The sequence below is a fragment of the Pseudomonas sp. GM18 genome (genome assembly GCF_000282195.1).
Classification (GTDB): Bacteria; Pseudomonadota; Gammaproteobacteria; order Pseudomonadales; family Pseudomonadaceae; genus Aquipseudomonas.
In genome coordinates, this window is sequence record NZ_AKJT01000102.1 from 1 (window position 1) to 18,139 (window position 18,139).

The window sequence follows — 18,139 nt, forward strand, 5'->3', positions numbered from 1 at the left end:
CAGGCTCGGCAGCTGCTACAGAGAGTACGTCTGTGACTCAGTAATCGACCCACACCCCACCAAGGTCCGCGGAATGGACGCAGCGTTCGACCCAGCGCACGCCTTCGACACCGGCATTGATGTCCGGATAACGCAGCGTTGCCAGCTGCTCATGATCGCCACGGTTGGCGGCGTCCATGGCCAGGGCGAAACGGTAATAGAGGTTGGCCCAGGCATCGAACAGCCCTTCCGGGTGCCCGGCGCCGATCCGGTCATCGAGCAACGCATGAGGATGCAGATACCCCATCCCGCGCTCCAACACTTGGGCGGGTTTACCCTGCACTTCGAATGACAACTGGTTCGGCCGCTCGTCCCACCATTCAAGGCTGGCCCTGGAGCCGATCACCCGAATCTTCTGGCCATGCATGGAGCCGGCGTTCACCGCGCTGGACCATAAACTGCCCATGGCCCCGCCTTCGTATTCCATCAATGTGTAGGCGTTGTCCTCCAGCGGCGCGCGGCTTTTGACAAAGCTCTGGCGGGTGCACAAAAGCCGTTTGATCTTGAGCTCGGGCAGCATGACTTCCGACAGGTACAGCGGGTGAGTGCCGACGTCTCCCAGCACATAACTGGGGCCGGCGAGGCGCGGATCGACCCGCCATTTGGTCGCCTCGCTCTGCGCCTCGACCGCCTCACAGTGGAAACCATGGGCAAACTGCATGTGCACCATGCGCACCTCACCCAGCTCGCCACGGGCGATCATTTCCCGTGCTTGCTCGATCAGCTGGTGCCCGGCGTAGCCGTAGGTCACCCCCACCACCCGGTTTCGCGACAACGCGATTTCACGCAGGGTTTGCGCTTGTTCAAGGGTGAAGCACAACGGTTTTTCACAGACCACATGCAGCCCCGCTTCCAGAGCGGCCTTGGTGATTTCAAAGTGGGTGCCATTGGGCGTCGCCACGGAAATGGCCTGGATGCCATCCACCCGCCCCGCTTCGCCCTCAATCAGGCTGCGGTAGTCGGCGTAGCAACGCTCGGGGTCGACCCCCAGTTGCACGCCAAAATCCCGACCGCGTTGCGGGTTCAGGTCGAAGGCGCCGGCCACCAGTGCAAACGACTGGTCACGCAGGGCCGCCGAACGATGGATATAGCCGATCTGACTGTCACGCCCGCCACCGACCATCGCCCAGCGGATCGGTTGAGAAATACGCTTGCTGCCATTGATCATCGAAAAGTCCTTCGCATGAGGGGAATTCAGAAACCTGCCCGGGACAGGTAGTCACGGCTGGCAGCCACGTCGCGCAGGCTGCCATGGGCGTTGCGTGGATCACGTTCTTGCTCGACCGTGATGTAGCCCTGGTAACCGATCTCGGTGATCAGCTCGCGCAAGGCGCCGTAGTCGATGACACCCTGGCCAATCGGGCACATCACGCCTTTTGCGCACGCGGCGAAGAAGGTGATGTGTTCACCCAGCACCTGATCGAACACGGCCTGATCGATGTCTTTGAAATGCAGGTAATCCACGCGGTCCGCGTACTGGCGCAGGGTCTGCACCGGGTCCATGCCGGCGTAGTACAGATGGCCGGTGTCCAGGCACAGGCCGGCCACTTCGTAGGGGATGTCTTCGACCAGTCGGGCCAGCTCGTCGGCGAACTCGATGTAGCCCCCGGCGTGCGGGTGAATCACCGTACGCACACCGAATTCCGTCCACGCCAGCTCGGCGATGGCGCGGATGTGAGCCATCATGCCCCGCCAGGCCTCGGGTACCAGGCGCGGTGCACGGTCAGAGTGGCCGGCGGCGTAGTCGCGTTCCTCATGCCCCCAATCGATGACCACCAGACACGGCATCGCGAAGCGTTGCCCCGGCTCCAGTGGAATCGTCGGTAACTGCTTGAGCAATGCGCAGATATTGCGGGTTTGATTCAGCAGGCTGGGCAGATTGGCGGGGTCGACCAGATTGTCGAATATCGTACCGGCCACCACGTGCAGGCCGTGTTCGACCAGCACCGAGCCCACCGCGTCGGCGTCCAGTGGCAGGTAACCGTATGGCCCCAATTCGATGCCGCGATAACCCGCTTGCGCCGCTTCGCCAAGGACTTGCTGCCACGCCGGTAGATGAGGATTGTTGACGTCGTCTACGCCCCAGCAACAAGGCGCGGTGGAGATGTGGAGGGTCATGTCAGGCTCCGATGATTATTGTTATGAGTGGCGATGTTTCGCTCGCAGAAATCCTAAGGCGAGCAGGTCCACGGCTGCTATAGTCCTTGGGCGATACCTGTCAAAACCCGTCAAAAGTTTCAGATAGGCTTTCATTTCATGTCAGAGCATTCTTCGTCAAAAGCCGACAACCCGCTCGGTCGTCGTTCAACCATGGAAGATGTGGCCCTGGCCGCCGGGGTGAGCCTGTCCACCGTGGACCGAGTGATGAACCTGCGGGCCAATGTGCGCGCCGATACCGCGCAACGCATTGCCGAGGCCGCCGCCCGGCTGGGCTTCTACGGGCGTAATGTGATCGAGCAACGAGTGCTGCAGCAGCGCCCGACGGTGCGCTTGGGATTTCTGCTGCAAAAGCGTGGCGTGGCGTTTTATCAGGGGCTGGCCAAGGCCTTGGCCGAGGCCGCGACGGCCAGTGTGCGGGCCCAGGTTCGGGTGATGATCCACTACATCGACGACCTGGCCCCGGCCGCCACCGCAGAACGCATCCTCAAACTGCAAGGCGAAGTCGATGCCCTGGGCGTGGTGGCCGCCGATCATCCGGTCGTGCGCGAAGCCATGGCGCAATTGCGAACGGCCTGCATTCCCGTGGTCGCGCTGGTGTCCGAACTAAGTGCTTCGGCCGGGGCCGGTTATGTCGGTGTCGATAACCGCGCCATGGGCCGTACCGCCGGCTGGTTCATCAAGCACTTGGCAGCACAACCGGGGCCGGTGGCCGTAATGGTCGGCACCCAACGCTTTCAGTGCCAGGAACTGTGCGAAATGAGTTGCCGTTCTTACCTGTCGCAACAACCCCAGGACTGGGAATTGCTGGCGACGCGCCTGACCCTGGAAGACGAAGAGTTCGCCTATGCCGGCACGCTCGACCTGCTCACCAGCCAGCCCGACCTGGTCGGCCTGTATGTCGCGGGCGGCGGCATCGAGGGGGTCATCAACGCCCTGCGCGAACTGAAAGCCCAGCACATCGCATTGCCTGTCGTGGTGTGCCACGACCTGACCCCCGTCACCCGGGAGGCCCTGCGCGACGGCATCGTTCAAGCCGTGCTGTCACATCCGGTCGAGGCACTGGCGCAAACGGCGGTCAGGGCCATGGTGGATGCGGCGATCGATCCAGCGTCGGACAGCGCAGCGAAGTTCATGCTTTCGTTGCAGATTGATGTGGCTGAAAGTGTTTAGCAGGTGATAAACAACAGCACGAACAGCCCGACGATAGGGCTGTAAACTGGCCGCACAAAAAAGGCGTCGCCCCTTCACCCCCACAAACAAGAGATCCCCATGGCAAACCACGACATCACTTTCCTCCCCGACCCCGACGCGGAATCCATCTCTTCCGACGTCGCCGGTTTCGGCGGTCTGCTGGTCTCCACTCAGATCCCTACCCGCGCCGACGGCAGCCTGGAATTGGGTGACATCACCCTGCAGAGCGAGTGCACCTTGCAGGCGCTCAAGGTAGCGCTGGAGAAAGCCGGCAGTTCCATGGACCGGGTGCTGCATCTGACCATCTACCTCACCGACATGGCCGATCGCGCCGCGTTCAACGAGGTCTACCAACGCTTCTTCGCCAAGCCCTGGCCGGTTCGCGCCGCTGTTGGCGTGGCCGCTTTGGCGGTCGAAGGCATGCGCGTGGAAGTCACCGCGATGGCGGCCAAGGGCTAAGTCGGCAAACGTGTCTGGTGGCCCCGAGCAGCGGCCGCCGGACAGGCTGGCGAGTGGATATCTGCGAGAAGGTGATTATGCTTCAAGAAACCCTGCAGCACTGCGAGGCCGTCAGCCTGTTTCCATTATTCGTGCAATTGGTAATCCGACGACATCAGCCCTAGGGCCTGGGTGCGGCAAAGTGAGTGAGGTACTCCGGCCTTCAACAAGAGCAAGACGGAGAAGACTCATGGCCACGATTGACACTACAGCCACGGGCACCACGCCCAACCGAGGGATCACCAAGGAGGAGCGCAAGGTCATTTTCGCCTCGTCCCTGGGCACCGTGTTCGAGTGGTACGACTTTTACCTTTACGGCTCCCTCGCGGCGATCATCGCCAAGCACTTCTTCGCGGGCGTCAATGAAACAACCTCCTTCATCTTTGCATTGCTCGCGTTCGCCGCGGGCTTCGCCGTGCGCCCCTTCGGCGCCATCGTGTTCGGGCGACTGGGCGACATGATCGGGCGCAAGCACACGTTCCTCATCACTATTGTCATCATGGGTACATCCACGGCCATAGTGGGCTTTCTGCCCGGCTACGCGACTATCGGGGTGGCGGCACCGGTCATCCTGATCACCCTGCGTCTGCTGCAAGGCCTGGCCCTGGGCGGTGAATACGGCGGCGCGGCGACTTACGTGGCCGAACATGCGCCGAAAGGCAAGCGCGGCTACTTCACTTCGTGGATTCAGACCACCGCGACTCTCGGCCTGTTTCTTTCGCTGCTGGTGATCCTCGCCTGCCGCACCCTCCTCGGCACCGAAGACTTCGAGGCCTGGGGCTGGCGGATTCCCTTCCTGGTGTCGATCCTGTTGCTGATCGTCTCGGTCTACATCCGCTTGCAACTCAGCGAGTCGCCGGTGTTCAAGAAGATGAAAGAAGAAGGCAAGTCTTCCAAGGCACCGCTGACCGAATCCTTCGCCCGCTGGGACAACCTCAAGATTGTGATCATGGCTTTGCTCGGCGGCACTGCCGGACAGGCCGTCGTCTGGTACACCGGGCAGTTCTATGCGCTGTTCTTCCTGCTGCAGACGCTGAAGATCGACCCGCAGACCGCCAACTTTTTGATTGCCGGTTCGCTGCTGATTGGCACGCCGTTCTTCATTCTGTTCGGCAGCCTGTCCGACCGCATCGGCCGCAAGGGGATCATCATGGTCGGCTGCATCCTCGCGGCGCTGACCTACTTCCCGATCTTCCATGCGTTGACCGAATACGGTAACCCCGACGTGTTTGCCGCACAGGCGAAAAATCCGGTCACGGTGGTCGCCGACCCCGGTCGGTGCTCGTTCCAGTTCGACCCGGTGGGCAAGGCCAAATTCACCAGTTCCTGCGACCTCGCCAAAACTGTGCTGGCGAAGAGGGCCATACCCTATGAGAACGAGAAGGCCACGCCTGGCGTCGTCGCGCAGGTCCGCGTCGGTGACAAGGTGATCCCGAGTTTCGAGGGCACCGGCATGCCGGCCGCCGACTTCAAGACCCGCAACGACGCCTTCGTCGCCACCCTCGGCACCGCCCTCAAGGACGCCGGCTACCCCGAGAAGGCCGACCCGGCCAAGACCAACTACCCGATGGTGCTGCTGCTCCTGACCATCCTGGTGATCTACGTGACCATGGTCTACGGCCCGATCGCCGCCTGGCTGGTGGAGCTCTTCCCGGCGCGCATCCGCTACACCTCGATGTCGCTGCCCTACCACATCGGCAATGGCTGGTTCGGCGGTTTTCTGCCCACGGTGGCGTTCGCCATGGTCGCGGCCACGGGTGATATCTACTACGGGCTGTGGTACCCGATCGTCATCGCGGTGATGACGGCCATCCTTGGCACTTTCTTCCTGCCGGAAACCAAGGATCGGGAGATTCATCACACATAAGCGTTCAGGGTCGAGTCGCGATAGTTTGCACCCTACGCAAAAAAAACGCCCCGTCAGTCCGTTCCTGACGGGGCGAATCATCGCCTACACCCACGGTGTTTAAGCTGCGCGTTTAAAGACACCCGGTGTTACTTCATCAAGGCTACAACGCCTTGCGTCGTTGCCTACGACTGCGCCAGAATCCGCCGGCTTGTGCGCTTTGGGGGCCATCGGTAACTTGATTCGCGTCACTGCTCATCAGTGATCGGGTCTGCAAGCCCGCCGGAATACCAGTCGCATAGCCCTGCCGTAGGACGCTCATTTGTGTCCGCTCAATGGCAGCTTTGTGCGGGAGACCTTCGGGTCTGCCGGGTTCCGGGTTCCTGGTTTCCCGGTCTTGCAGACCCGCGCACAGCTGCCACCCATCATCTGCAAGTGATGTTGGTAGCTCCTAATGAATAATCAGGAGTTTCACCATGTTCAAACCAACACCCAATCCGCCGATCACAGACCCGACATCCCCCTACGAATCCCTCGATTCGAAAAAACTCCACGAAGCCGCCGAGCGCGCCCTCGACCACTACCTCAACCCGGCCGCCCAGATCATGGCCTCCACCAACGAACCCGAGCCCATGTACCTCGCCAACCCGAAGTACAACACCGAATCCCTGCTGGCCAACGCCAGCGAAACACTCGGCTCGGCCACCGTCATGCTCACCAATTTCGCAGCATTGCTGGAAACCTCACACCGCAAAACCCTGCTGGGCATTGCGCAAGTGGTCATGCTGGGTGAACTGGCGGTGAACCAGGCACTGGATCACGTCGAACTGAAGGAGTAACTAACGCAGCCGGTGGCGAGGGGATTTGCTCCTCGCCACACCAGATTGGGAAAATATATTGATGTCCGCCAAACAGGCCAACGCTGCGATCTGTAGCAGCTGGCGAAGCCTGCGTTCGGCTGCGCAGCAGTCGTGAATCCGGCTGACGCGGTCATGTACCGCAACTTCTGGTTTGACGACTGCTTCGCAGCCGAACGCAGCCTCGCAAGCTCGACAGCTGCTACAGCCGAACGCAGCCTTCGGCAGCTGCTACAAAGAATGCGTCGCGACTGAAATTGCCTAAGTGAACAGCATTGATTCATCAAGCTCTGCTCACCGAAACTTGCGCACAGCAACATTAGGCTAAGCTTTCAACAGCTCATTGCTCACGATGCTCGCGTCTGCAGGTTTTTGGTTTTTTCTGGAGAGCGTCTGCAACAGCTATCTCAGACAGGTCCAGACCCTTCATGCAGGACTGACGCGATGACCGAGCCTCTCCTCAGCTTCGATGCACTCAAGCGCGCCGCTGCCTCCGGCGAAATCGATACCGTGCTGGTGTGCATGGTCGATATGCAGGGGCGATTGGTTGGCAAGCGATTCCAGGTCGAGTTTTTCATCGACAGCGGCCACGAAGAAACCCATTGCTGCAATTACCTGCTGGCCGACGACATCGACATGGAACCGGTGCCGGGATACGCCGCCGCCAGCTGGAGCAAAGGCTATGGCGACTTTGTGCTCAAACCCGACATGTCCACGTTACGGCGCGTGCCGTGGCTGGAATGCACGGCGCTGGTGCTCTGCGATGTGCTCGATCATCACCACAGAAAAGACCTGCCCCACAGCCCGCGGGCGATCCTGAAAAAACAGGTCGAGCGCCTGCGCGAGCGCGGCTTTACCGGCATGTTCGCCTCTGAGCTGGAGTTCTACCTGTTCGACGAGAGTTACCAGGCGATCCACGAGCGCAATTACCACAAGCCGAAGACTGCCGGCCATTACATCGAGGATTACAACATCCTGCAGACCACCCGCGAGGAGCCGGTGCTGCGGGCGATTCGCAAGCACCTGCAGGCATCCGGCATTCCCGTGGAAAATTCCAAGGGCGAATGGGGGCCGGGCCAGGAAGAGATCAACATCCGTTATGCCGATGCCATGACCATGGCCGACCACCACGTCATCATCAAGCACGCCTGCAAAGAGATCGCGCAACTGCAGGGCAAGGCGATCACGTTCATGGCCAAGTGGCGCTATGACGCCGCCGGTTCCAGCAGCCATATCCACAATTCGCTGTGGGACAAGAACGGCAAAAAGTCGCTGTTCTTCGATCCCAAGGCCGAGTTCGGCATGTCCAAGCTAATGCGCTCGTGGGTGGCCGGGCAGCTCAAATACGCCAACGACGTCACCTGTTTTCTTGCGCCCTACATCAATTCGTACAAGCGCTTTCAGGCCGGCACCTTCGCGCCGACACGGGCGGTATGGAGCCGGGACAATCGCACCGCAGGCTTTCGGTTGTGCGCCGAAGGCAGCAAGGCCATTCGCATCGAATGCCGCATCGGTGGTGCCGACCTCAATCCTTATCTGGCCTTCGCCGCGTTGATCGCCGCCGGCCTGGCCGGGATCGACGAGAAGCTCGAACTCGCACCGCCGTTCGAGGGCGATGCCTACGTCGATGAGCATTTGCCTGAAGTGTCGAAGACCCTGCGCGAGGCCTGCGCCGCCCTCAAGGCGTCGAGCATGTTGCGTGAGGCGTTCGGCGATGAAGTGATCGACCACTACGTGCACACCGCCGACTGGGAACAGAAAGAATACGACCGACGGATAACCGACTGGGAACTGCAGCGCGGCTTCGAGCGCTATTGAGCACGCCATGACTGAGATCGTCCAACTCATCTCCCCGGTCGATGGCCGGGTTTATGCCGAACGCCGCCGTGCCGATGCGGCGCAGATCGAGCAAGCCCTGATCGCCGCCGAAACCGCCCAGGCGCAATGGAAGCTCCGGCCACTGAGCGAACGCGCCGCCTTTTGCAGCGCTGCCGTGGACGCGATGCTGGCGATGAAGGACGAGATCGTGCCGGAACTGGCCTGGCAAATGGGCCGCCCGGTGCGCTTCGGCGCTGGCGAGCTGCGCGGCTTCGAAGAACGTGCCCGGCACATGATCGCCATTGCGCCTGAAGCGTTGGCAGCGATTGAGCCCGCACCTGTCGCGGGTTTTCAGCGCTATATCAAACGCGAGCCGCTGGGTACGGTGCTGGTCGTCGCGCCATGGAATTACCCGTACCTGACGGCGGTGAATACGATCATCCCGGCGCTGATGGCCGGCAACAGCGTGATCCTCAAACACGCCACGCAAACGCTGCTGGTGGGCGAGCGTTTCGCCGAAGCTTTTCGCCGTGCCCAGCTGCCCGAAGGACTGTTCCAGAACCTGCTGCTCAGTCATGTCTATGCCGCGGCGATCATTACCTCGGGACGGGTGCAGCAAGTGAACTTCACCGGTTCTGTCAGCGGCGGCGAGGCCATGGAACACGCGGCCGTCAGAGGTTTCCTCGGCGTAGGGCTGGAGCTTGGCGGCAAAGACCCGGCCTACGTCCGGGCAGACGCCAACCTCGATCATGCGGTGGAAAACCTGGTGGACGGCAGCTTCTTCAACTCCGGGCAGAGCTGCTGCGCCATCGAACGTATCTATGTCGATAAAAGCATCTACCCGGCCTTTGTCGAGCGCTTCGCCGCCCTGACCCGCCAATACGTGCTGGGCAATCCGCTGGACGAAGCCACCACCCTCGGGCCGCTGGTCACACCGAGCGCCGCTGAGTTCGTTCGCCGGCAGATTGCCGATGCACTGGCGCAAGGGGCCAGGGCGCTGATCGATCCGAAAGACTTTCCCGCCGACGCGCCGGGCAGCGCCTACCTGGCGCCGCAGGTATTGGTCGACGTCACCCATCAAATGGCGGTGATGCGCGAGGAAAGCTTCGGCCCGGTGGTGGGCATCATGCCGGTGGCCAGCGACGACGACGCCATCGCCTTGATGAACGACAGTGAGTTCGGGCTCAGCGCCTCGATCTGGACGCAAGACCTGGCCGCCGCCGAACGCATCGGCAACGAGATCGCCACCGGCACCGTGTTCATGAACCGCTGCGATTACCTCGACCCGGCCCTGGCCTGGACCGGGGTGAAGAACAGCGGGCGCGGCGTAACGCTGTCGCGCCTTGGCTATGAACACCTGACCCGAGCCAAATCCTTCCATTTGCGCCACGAGATCTGAGCCATGAGCCTGACAGCGAACTGGAATTACCCCACGAGCATCCGCTTTGGCGTCGGCCGCATTGCCGAGCTGGCCGATATCTGCCGCAGTCAAGGGATCCAGCGACCGTTGCTGGTCACCGACAGCGGCCTGGCGCGCGTGCCGATCACCACGGCGGCGCTGGAATCCTTGCGCGCTGCCGGCCTCGGTGTCGCGCTGTTCTGCGACCTCAAGCCCAATCCGGTTGAAGCCAACCTGGCGGGTGGGCTCGACGCCTGGCGCGACGGTCAACATGATGGCGTGGTGGCGTTCGGCGGTGGCAGCGGCCTGGACATGGGCAAGCTCATCGCGTTCATGAGCGGCCAGACCCGACCGGTCTGGGATTTCGAAGACATCGGCGACTACTGGACACGCGCCGACGAAAGCAGCATCGCCCCGATCATCGCGGTGCCGACCACTGCGGGCACCGGCTCCGAGGTCGGTCGTGCGGCGGTGATCATCGACGAGCGCACGCACACCAAACGCATCATTTTCCACCCGAAGATGATGCCGCGGGTGGTCATCAGTGACCCGGCCCTCACCGTCGGCATGCCGGCCAAGGTCACCGCCGGCACCGGCATGGACGCGTTTTCCCATTGCCTGGAATCGTACTGCGCACCCGGTTTTCATCCCATGGCCGAAGGTATTGCGGTGGAAGGCATGCGCCTGGTGGCCAATGCCCTGGTGCGGGCGGTACACACCCCTTCCGACCTCGACGCGCGCGCGCAAATGCTCGCGGCTGCGGCGATGGGCGCCACCGCGTTCCAGAAAGGCCTGGGAGGCATGCACGCCCTCTCGCATCCGGTGGGCGCCCTGTACGACACCCACCACGGCATGACCAATGCCACCTTCATGCCCTATGTGCTGAAATTCAATCGCCCGGCCATTGAGGAGCGCATTACCCGTTTGGCGGCCTATCTGCGCCTGCCCTCGCCGGGCTTCGACAGCTTTATGGCCTTCGTCCTCAAGCTGCGCAAGGACATCGGCGTGCCGCATACGCTGATGGAGCTGGGGGTGGATGATCAGCAGGCCGACCTGATCGCCGACATGGCGATTGTCGACCCCTGCGCCGGCGGCAATCCGTTGCCGTTGACACGAAATGGCGCGGCAGAAATTTTCGAAGCGGCTTATCACGGCCGTCTTTAGAACGGCCACAGCATGGATGGGTTTTATCCATTAGACGCAGGAGCAGTAAGACAGGGGGTTGAAGACAGTCCCATTCGGCAACGCACTACGCGGATGGATGTGTATCAAACCTGACAAGGCACACATTATGAGTCCTGTAAGCCAACCCGGCGCCACCGCGCCACAAGACGACGACCTCAAGGTGTTGCACAGCATGGGCTATGCCCAGCAACTCTCGCGACGCATGGGCGTGTTCTCCAACTTCGCCATTTCCTTTTCGATCATCTGCATCCTCTCGGGTGGCATCAACTCACTGGCACAGGGCACCTCGGGTGCGGGCGGCGCGGCCATCGGTATCGGCTGGCCACTGGGCTGCCTGATCTCCGGGGTTTTCGCCATGGCCATGGCGCAGATTTCCTCGGCCTACCCCACCGCCGGCGGCCTCTATCACTGGGGCTCGATTCTCGGTAACCGCTTCACCGGCTGGCTGACCGCCTGGTTCAATCTGTTGGGGCTGATCACGGTGCTCGGCGCGATCAACGTCGGCACCTATTACTTCTTTTTCGGAGCCTTCGGACCGGCCCTTGGCATGCAAGACACGATCACCACACGGATCGTTTTCCTGGCGATCCTGACCGGCATCCAGGCCTTGTGTAACCATTTCGGCATCGGCCTGACCGCCAAGCTCACCGACTTCTCGGGCTATCTGATCTTTGCCACGGCAACCGCGTTGACCATCGTCTGCCTGATCGCCGCGCCCAGTTATGAGTTCATCCGGTTGGTGACCTTCAGCAACTACTCCGGCGCGGCCGGCGGCGCTGTCTGGCCACAGGTGTCGAACGGCTGGATTTTCATGCTCGGCCTGCTCCTGCCGATCTACACCATCACCGGCTATGACGCCTCCGCTCATACGTCCGAAGAGACCCACAAGGCGGCCGTGTCGGTGCCGATCGGGATGGTCTCGTCGGTGGCCTGGTCGTTACTGTTCGGCTGGGTCATGCTCTGCTCGTTTGTTCTGATGTTGCCGAGCATGGACGAAGCCGCCAAGCAGGGCTGGAATGTGTTCTTCTGGGCAATGGACACCCAGGTTAACCCGGCGATCAAGATGGCGCTTTACGTAGCGATTTTCATCTCGCAGTTCCTCTGCGGGCTGGCGACCGTGACCTCGGTCTCACGCATGATTTTCGCGTTCTCCCGTGACGGCGGCCTGCCCTTCTCCAAAGCACTGGCCACGGTTTCGCCAAGCCATCGCAGCCCGGTGGCGGCGATCTGGACCGGTGCCACCCTCGCGGTATTGTTCGTGTGGGGATCGTCGCTGGTGTCGATCGGCGAAACGCCGGTGTACACGATTGTGGTGTCCTGCACAGTGATCTTCCTGTTCTTCTCGTTCATCATTCCCATCGTGCTGGGCCTGTTTACCTACGGGACCTCGAAGTGGCCGACCATGGGCCCGTGGAACATGGGACGCGCGCTGTACTCGTTGTTCGCCATCCTCTCGATCCTCTCGATGGTGCTGATCTTCATCATCGGCATCCAGCCGCCGAACGAGTGGGCGTTGTACATCACCATCGGTTTTCTGATTCTGACAGCAATCATCTGGTTCGCCTTCGAAGCCCGACGCTTCCAGGGCCCGCCCGTGGGCGAGATGATCATCAAGCGTCAGGCGGAAATCGCCGCGGCTGAGGAGGCGTTGAATAAGCAGGCTGGGAGCTGATTACCACAGCCCAAAAAAGCGGGGTACTGAGCACCCCGCTTTTTTTTGGCACACACCACACTTATGTGATTTTGATATCAGTCCTATACGATTAGCACCATTTATCAATCAATAGCCCAAGGGTAAGTTGCTGCTCTGCGATTTCAAGTCGAGAGCAATCCATGACCCCAGACATCCTCCGCAAGTGCATGCCTGCTGCAGCCCGGGCGGGCACCCTGTGTTTCGCGCTGTGCACCGGTGCGGTCGCTGGTGCGAATGATCGCAGTCCGCTGGTCATCAAGGACCAGGGAAGCCTGTTTGCCGGCGGTGGGCTGATCGCTCAGCCGGGGGTCTTTGATCCCTACAAACCGATGACGCCCGACGGCCAGAGCTACCACGGCGACCATGTGTATGCGTTCTACCAGGTTCCGGTCGATGCACGCCCGCTGCCGATCGTCATGTGGCATGGCGCCGGACAGTCCGCGAAGTCCTGGGAGACGACGGCCGATGGACGTGAAGGGTTCCAGAACATCTTCCTGCGTCGCCGCTTCTCTACGTATCTGATCGACCAGCCACGGCGTGGCGATGCAGGTCGCAGCCTGGTTGAAACGACAATCAAACCGGTTGCCGACGAGCAGATGTGGTTCAACCAGTTCCGTATCGGTCTGTGGCCCGACGCCTTCGAGGGCAGCCAGTTTCCACGTAGTCAGGAAGCGCAGGAGCAATTCTTCCGTTCGATGACGCCCAACACCGGCCCTTACGACATTGAGGTCGTGTCCGATGGCGTGTCCGCCCTGCTGGAAAAGGCGGGCCCCGCCATCCTGTTCACCCACTCGCAAGCTGGCGGGCCCGGTTGGCTGACGGCGATCAAGAGCCGTAACGTGCGGGCCATCGTGGCGTTCGAACCGGGCAGCAGTTTCGTGTTTCCAGAGGGAGAGGTTCCCGCGCCGATTCCCAGCGCGTTCGACACACTCATCGCCCATGTCGTATCGACGGCGCAGTTCGAAGCGCTGACCCGCATTCCCATCGTCATCTTCTATGGCGACAACATCCCCGCCAAACCGGTTCGTTTGCCGGCACAAGACAGCTGGCGCGCCCGACTTGAGATGGCGCGCCTGTGGCGCGATACGGTAAATCGCCACGGCGGTGACGTAACCCTCATCCATTTGCCGGAGATCGGGATCAAGGGCAATACCCACTTCCCGTTCTCGGACCTCAACAACGTCGAGATCGCGGATCTGGTTTCGACATTCCTTGCAGAGAAAGCGCTGGATTGACGACGAGCATGGCGATGGCTGCCGTGTCTTTCAGAAACAGGAAGTAACAGGAGTACTCATACGATGCGAACAACGATAAAGGCCACCCTCCTCGCCGCCATGGTCGGGATTTCGGCAGCCGAAGTTGAGGCCGCGGACTACAAGCAGAATCCCTTCACGTTGACCTACGGCGGCGCGATTACCAAGAACGAACCGGGCAAAGTCAACATCCGCCCGGTCACGTACACGCTCAACGGCCTGGAGATTGTCGCCAACGTTTACACCCCCGCGAACTATGACGCAGGGAAGAAATACCACGCCGTCGTCGTGGCGCATCCCAATGGCGGAGTGAAGGAACAGGTCGCCGGTCTGTATGCCCAGCGATTGGCAGAACAGGGCTACATTACGATCGCCGCGGATGCCGCGTATCAAGGGGCCAGTGGCGGTCAACCGCGCAACGTCGACAAACCCGCCTACCGCATTGAGGACATCCATGGCATGGCGGACTTCATCGCCCGCTATCCAGGCGTCGACAGTGCGCATCTGGGCCTGCTCGGCATTTGCGGCGGTGGCGGCTACTCGTTGGCCGCAGCAAAAACCGACAAGCGATTCAAGTCGATTGCGACGGTGAGCATGTTCAACTCCGGGCGGGTTCGTCGTAATGGCTACGGCGATTCGCAACTGGACACTGTCCAGCAACGCCTGGAGCAGGCTTCAGCTGCCCGAGCCCAGGAAGCGGCTGGCGGGGAAATTCTCTATGCCGGGGCTGCCAATCTGACCGATGAGCAGATCGCCAAGTTGCCGTTCGATCTGTATCGCCAGGGTTACGAGTATTACTGGAAGACGCATGCGCATCCCAACTCGACCTTCAAATACACCATGAGCAGCTTGCTGGACTTGATGCGCTTCGATGCCACCGACCAGATTGAACTGATCCAGCAACCGTTGCTGATGATCGCGGGCAGCAAGGCCGACAGCCTGTACATGACCGAAGATGCGTTCGCCAAGGCCACCGGCACGAAGGACAAGGAATTATTCAAGATCGAGGGCGCAACCCATATCGAAACCTATTGGGTGCCAGCGTATGTGGACGCCGCAATGGGCAAGTTGACTGCGTTTTACGCCAGAACGCTCTGACCTGAGCAAGGACCCGTCATCATGAACAAAACCCTTTTGGGAATCGCGGTGTGCGCCGCGACGCCCTTCGCCAGCGCGGCCGGCCAACCGGACACTGCCGGTGAATCCCTGGCCGCCCAACAGATCAACCGCGCCGGTACCCAGGCCTCGGCAACGGGACCGGCGGATTACTTTTCCGGGCGGGTGCGCGTCGATCCCTTGTTTCCCGCCAGCGGCGAAATCAATGCATCCGGCGCCTATGTCACCTTCGAACCGGGCGCGCGCTCGGCCTGGCATACCCATCCCGCAGGACAGCGATTGGTGGTGGTTTCCGGCATAGGGCTGACGCAGGAATGGGGCAAACCCGTGCAGGAAATCCGTCCGGGAGACGTGATCGTCTGCCCACCGGGCGTCAAGCACTGGCACGGTGCTGCACCGACGAGCGCCATGACCCACTTGGCCGTGACCGGCGTGGTGGATGGTAAAAGCGTGCAATGGCTGGAGAAAGTCACCGATGACGCATCCAATGCGCAAGGTCCGGTGAAGCCGCAAGCAATGTCCGCCGAACAGCCCGTTTCCGAGGTGCTGTCCGCCAAGCAACAGGCCATCCCGTTGATGGCGGCGTTCATGGCCACGAGCAACATGCCCAGGCTCAATACCGCCTTGAACCAAGGGCTGGATGCAGGCCTGACCGTCAGCGAGGCGAAGGAAATCCTGGTGCAACTCTATGCCTATGTCGGCTTTCCGCGCAGTCTCAACGCACTCGGCGAGCTGATGAAGGTGTTGGAGGAACGCAAACAACGCGGCCTCCACGACGCTCCGGGGCGCGAGCCCGCTGGCGTGATTCCCAGCGGCGATGAACTGCTGGCGGTGGGCAAGGCTAACCAGACGCGCATTGCGGGCGCTCCCGTCCAGGGCCCGCTGTTCGACTTCGCCCCCGTTATCAACCAGTACCTGCAGGCGCATTTGTTCGGTGACATCTTCGAGCGCGATAACCTGGACTGGCAAAGCCGCGAGCTGGCCACCGTCGGGGCGCTGGCCGCCACACCCGGCGCGGAATCGCAACTGCGCTCGCACATGGCCGCCAGCATGAGGGTCGGTCTGGGCGCTGCGCAATTGCGTCAACTGATCCAGGTGCTGGCCGACCACGGCGATGCCGATGCAGCCGAGCGTGCCCGCGAGGCGTTGGATAGAACTGCCGGGCGACCGTGAGTCAGGAATCAACCCGCGTAGCGCAGGGCATCGCGCAACAACGTAAAGGCGGGTGAGCTCTGGCGTCGGCTTGGATAGTAGAGGTGATATCCCGAAAACGGTTCGCACCAATCCGCCAACACGCGAATCAACCGACCCTGCGCGATATGTGTCTGCACCAGGTCTTCCGGCATGTAGGTCAGCCCCAGCCCCTTGAGAGCGGCATCCAGGCGCATGGCGATGTTGTTGAACACCAGTTGGCCCTCGACGCGCACTTTCAGTGCTTGCCCCTTCTTCTCGAACTCCCAGGAGAAGATGCCGCCGTAAGTCGGCATGCGCAGATTGATGCAGTTGTGCTGCATCAGATCGCTCGGGACTTTTGGCTTCGGATGACGGGAGAAGTACTCCGGGGAGCCAACAACCGCCATCCGCATGTCGGGGCCGATGCGCATCGCGATCATGTCCTTGGCTACCTGCTCACCCAGGCGGACACCAGCATCGAAGCCTTCCGCCACGATGTCGGTCAGACCGTAGTCCACGATGATCTCGATGCTGAGATCCGGATTCTCGGGCAGCAGCTTTGCGAGCACCGGTTGCAGGATCGTGATCGCGGAATGCTCGCCGGCCGTGATGCGCAGTTTGCCTGCCGGCTTGTCGCGGAACTGGCTGAGCAGTGCCAACTCGCTGTTGATTTCTTCGAACCTGGGGGCGATCACTTGCAGCAGATGTTCGCCCGCTTCCGTGGGGGAAACGCTTCGAGTGGTGCGCGCAAGCAACCTGACGCCCAGTCGTTCCTCCAACTGACGCATGGCCCGGCTCAAGGCGGGCTGCGACATGCCGAGCCTGGCGGCGGCGCGGGTGAAACTGCGCTCCTGTGCCACGGCCGCGAAGATCGCGAGTTGATCGTAGCTTTCAGTGGTCATTTATACGGCCTGGTTATGAACCTTCGACGATTATGCCATCAACCGGTTTAGTCAATTTCAAGCTGACGAGAGATATACCCATGAAAAATCTTACGAACGTGATTGTCGTTATTGGCGCTGGCTCAATCGGTCAGGCCATTGCCCGCAGAGTCAGTGCCGGCAAGCATGTGGTGCTGGCGGATCTGAGGCAGGAGAACGCCGATGCTGCGGCAAAGGTCTTGTTTGATGCAGGATTCGAGGTCACCACGGCCATCGTAGACGTCTCTTCTCGCGAGTCGGTGCAGGCTCTGGTGCAGACCGCGACGGCCATTGGCGACATCAACGGTGTCATTCACGCCGCGGGGGTTTCACCCTCTCAAGCATCGGCTGCCACCATTTTGCGGGTTGATTTGTATGGCACGGCAGTCGTGCTTGAGGAGTTCGGAAATGTCATCGCCGAAGGCGGCTCCGCGATCGTAATCGCATCACAATCCGGCCACCGCTTGCCCGCGTTGAGCCCCGAACAAAACAAAGCGCTGGCGACCACGCCGGTGGACGATCTGCTCGCGCTCCCGATGTTGCAAGCCGACCAAGTCACCGATCCTTTGAACGCTTACCAAATCTCCAAGCGTGGTAACTCGTTGCGAGTCATGGCTGAAGCCGTGCGCTGGGGCAAACGCGGTGCGCGGGTCAATACGATCAGCCCCGGCATCATTTTTACACCACTGGCGCGGGACGAATTGAGCGGCCCACGCGCTGAGGGCTACCGGCGCATGATCGAACTGAGCGCGGCAGGACGCGGCGGCACGCCGGATGAGGTGGGCGCCTTGGGCGCGCTGCTGATGGGACCTGAGGGCACGTTCATTACCGGCAGCGACTTTCTGATGGATGGCGGCGTCACGGCGGCGTACTGGTACGGCGATTCGGCTCCCAAGTAGCTTTTCTCAAGTAGCCCTGCTTGAACCGTGATCGATTGAAGTCACGAAACAACCACGACGCACGCTTTGTAGCAGCTGCCGAGCCTGCGAGG

The 18,139-nt window shown here is 61.3% G+C and carries 15 protein-coding genes; 12 read left to right on the top strand and 3 right to left on the bottom strand.

The features are described from left to right. Positions 1 to 37 precede the first annotated feature (37 nt). On the bottom strand, positions 38 to 1,207 hold the full coding sequence (locus PMI21_RS03990; RefSeq protein WP_007941192.1) for a Gfo/Idh/MocA family protein: 1,170 nt from the start codon (positions 1,205 to 1,207) through the stop codon (positions 38 to 40). 26 nt (positions 1,208 to 1,233) lie between these two features. Further along, complete coding sequence (locus PMI21_RS03985; RefSeq protein WP_007941193.1) at positions 1,234 to 2,157, bottom strand: TIM barrel protein; 924 nt, start codon at positions 2,155 to 2,157, stop codon at positions 1,234 to 1,236. A gap of 138 nt (positions 2,158 to 2,295) precedes the next feature. Between PMI21_RS03985 and PMI21_RS03980 the strand changes: the two genes are divergently transcribed. The 11 genes from PMI21_RS03980 (at position 2,296) to PMI21_RS03930 (ending at position 16,228) form a co-directional block, all read left to right on the top strand. Continuing rightward, entirely contained in the window at positions 2,296 to 3,369 is a 1,074-nt protein-coding gene (locus tag PMI21_RS03980; protein ID WP_007941194.1) for a LacI family DNA-binding transcriptional regulator, read from the top strand. A 99-nt stretch (positions 3,370 to 3,468) separates the two neighbouring features. Continuing rightward, positions 3,469 to 3,849 (top strand): RidA family protein, encoded by a 381-nt coding sequence (locus PMI21_RS03975; RefSeq protein ID WP_007941195.1) that lies wholly within the window; start codon positions 3,469 to 3,471, stop codon positions 3,847 to 3,849. A 229-nt stretch (positions 3,850 to 4,078) separates the two neighbouring features. Then, on the top strand, positions 4,079 to 5,755 hold the full coding sequence (locus PMI21_RS03970) for an MFS transporter (RefSeq protein WP_007941196.1): 1,677 nt from the start codon (positions 4,079 to 4,081) through the stop codon (positions 5,753 to 5,755). Positions 5,756 to 6,210: 455 nt separating this feature from the next. Beyond that, the gene (locus PMI21_RS03965; protein WP_007941197.1) at positions 6,211 to 6,573 is read left to right on the top strand and encodes a DUF6124 family protein; all 363 of its coding nucleotides are present in this window, start codon (positions 6,211 to 6,213) and stop codon (positions 6,571 to 6,573) included. Between the two features lie 462 nt (positions 6,574 to 7,035). Continuing rightward, positions 7,036 to 8,409, top strand: coding sequence for a glutamine synthetase family protein (locus PMI21_RS03960; RefSeq protein WP_007941198.1), 1,374 nt, complete (start codon positions 7,036 to 7,038; stop codon positions 8,407 to 8,409). Between the two features lie 7 nt (positions 8,410 to 8,416). After that, complete coding sequence (locus PMI21_RS03955) at positions 8,417 to 9,808, top strand: aldehyde dehydrogenase family protein (RefSeq protein WP_007941200.1); 1,392 nt, start codon at positions 8,417 to 8,419, stop codon at positions 9,806 to 9,808. 3 nt (positions 9,809 to 9,811) lie between these two features. Continuing rightward, on the top strand, positions 9,812 to 10,972 hold the full coding sequence (locus PMI21_RS03950) for an iron-containing alcohol dehydrogenase (RefSeq protein ID WP_007941201.1): 1,161 nt from the start codon (positions 9,812 to 9,814) through the stop codon (positions 10,970 to 10,972). A gap of 127 nt (positions 10,973 to 11,099) precedes the next feature. After that, complete coding sequence (locus PMI21_RS03945; protein ID WP_007941202.1) at positions 11,100 to 12,665, top strand: amino acid permease; 1,566 nt, start codon at positions 11,100 to 11,102, stop codon at positions 12,663 to 12,665. Positions 12,666 to 12,826: 161 nt separating this feature from the next. After that, a complete protein-coding gene (locus PMI21_RS03940; RefSeq protein ID WP_007941204.1) occupies positions 12,827 to 13,921 on the top strand; it encodes an alpha/beta hydrolase in 1,095 nt (364 codons plus the stop codon). Positions 13,922 to 13,984: 63 nt separating this feature from the next. Continuing rightward, positions 13,985 to 15,037 carry an alpha/beta hydrolase gene (locus tag PMI21_RS03935; protein WP_007941205.1) on the top strand — a complete coding sequence of 351 codons (1,053 nt, stop codon included), beginning with the start codon at positions 13,985 to 13,987 and terminating at the stop codon, positions 15,035 to 15,037. Positions 15,038 to 15,058: 21 nt separating this feature from the next. Further along, positions 15,059 to 16,228, top strand: coding sequence for a (R)-mandelonitrile lyase (locus PMI21_RS03930; protein WP_007941206.1), 1,170 nt, complete (start codon positions 15,059 to 15,061; stop codon positions 16,226 to 16,228). 8 nt (positions 16,229 to 16,236) lie between these two features. On the opposite strand, the gene PMI21_RS03925 is transcribed toward PMI21_RS03930, so the two are convergent. Further along, positions 16,237 to 17,130, bottom strand: coding sequence for a LysR family transcriptional regulator (locus PMI21_RS03925; protein ID WP_007941207.1), 894 nt, complete (start codon positions 17,128 to 17,130; stop codon positions 16,237 to 16,239). A gap of 80 nt (positions 17,131 to 17,210) precedes the next feature. On the opposite strand from PMI21_RS03925, the gene PMI21_RS03920 reads away from it, so the two are divergent. Further along, entirely contained in the window at positions 17,211 to 18,047 is an 837-nt protein-coding gene (locus PMI21_RS03920; RefSeq protein WP_007941208.1) for an SDR family oxidoreductase, read from the top strand. The last annotated feature ends 92 nt before the right edge of the window (positions 18,048 to 18,139 follow it).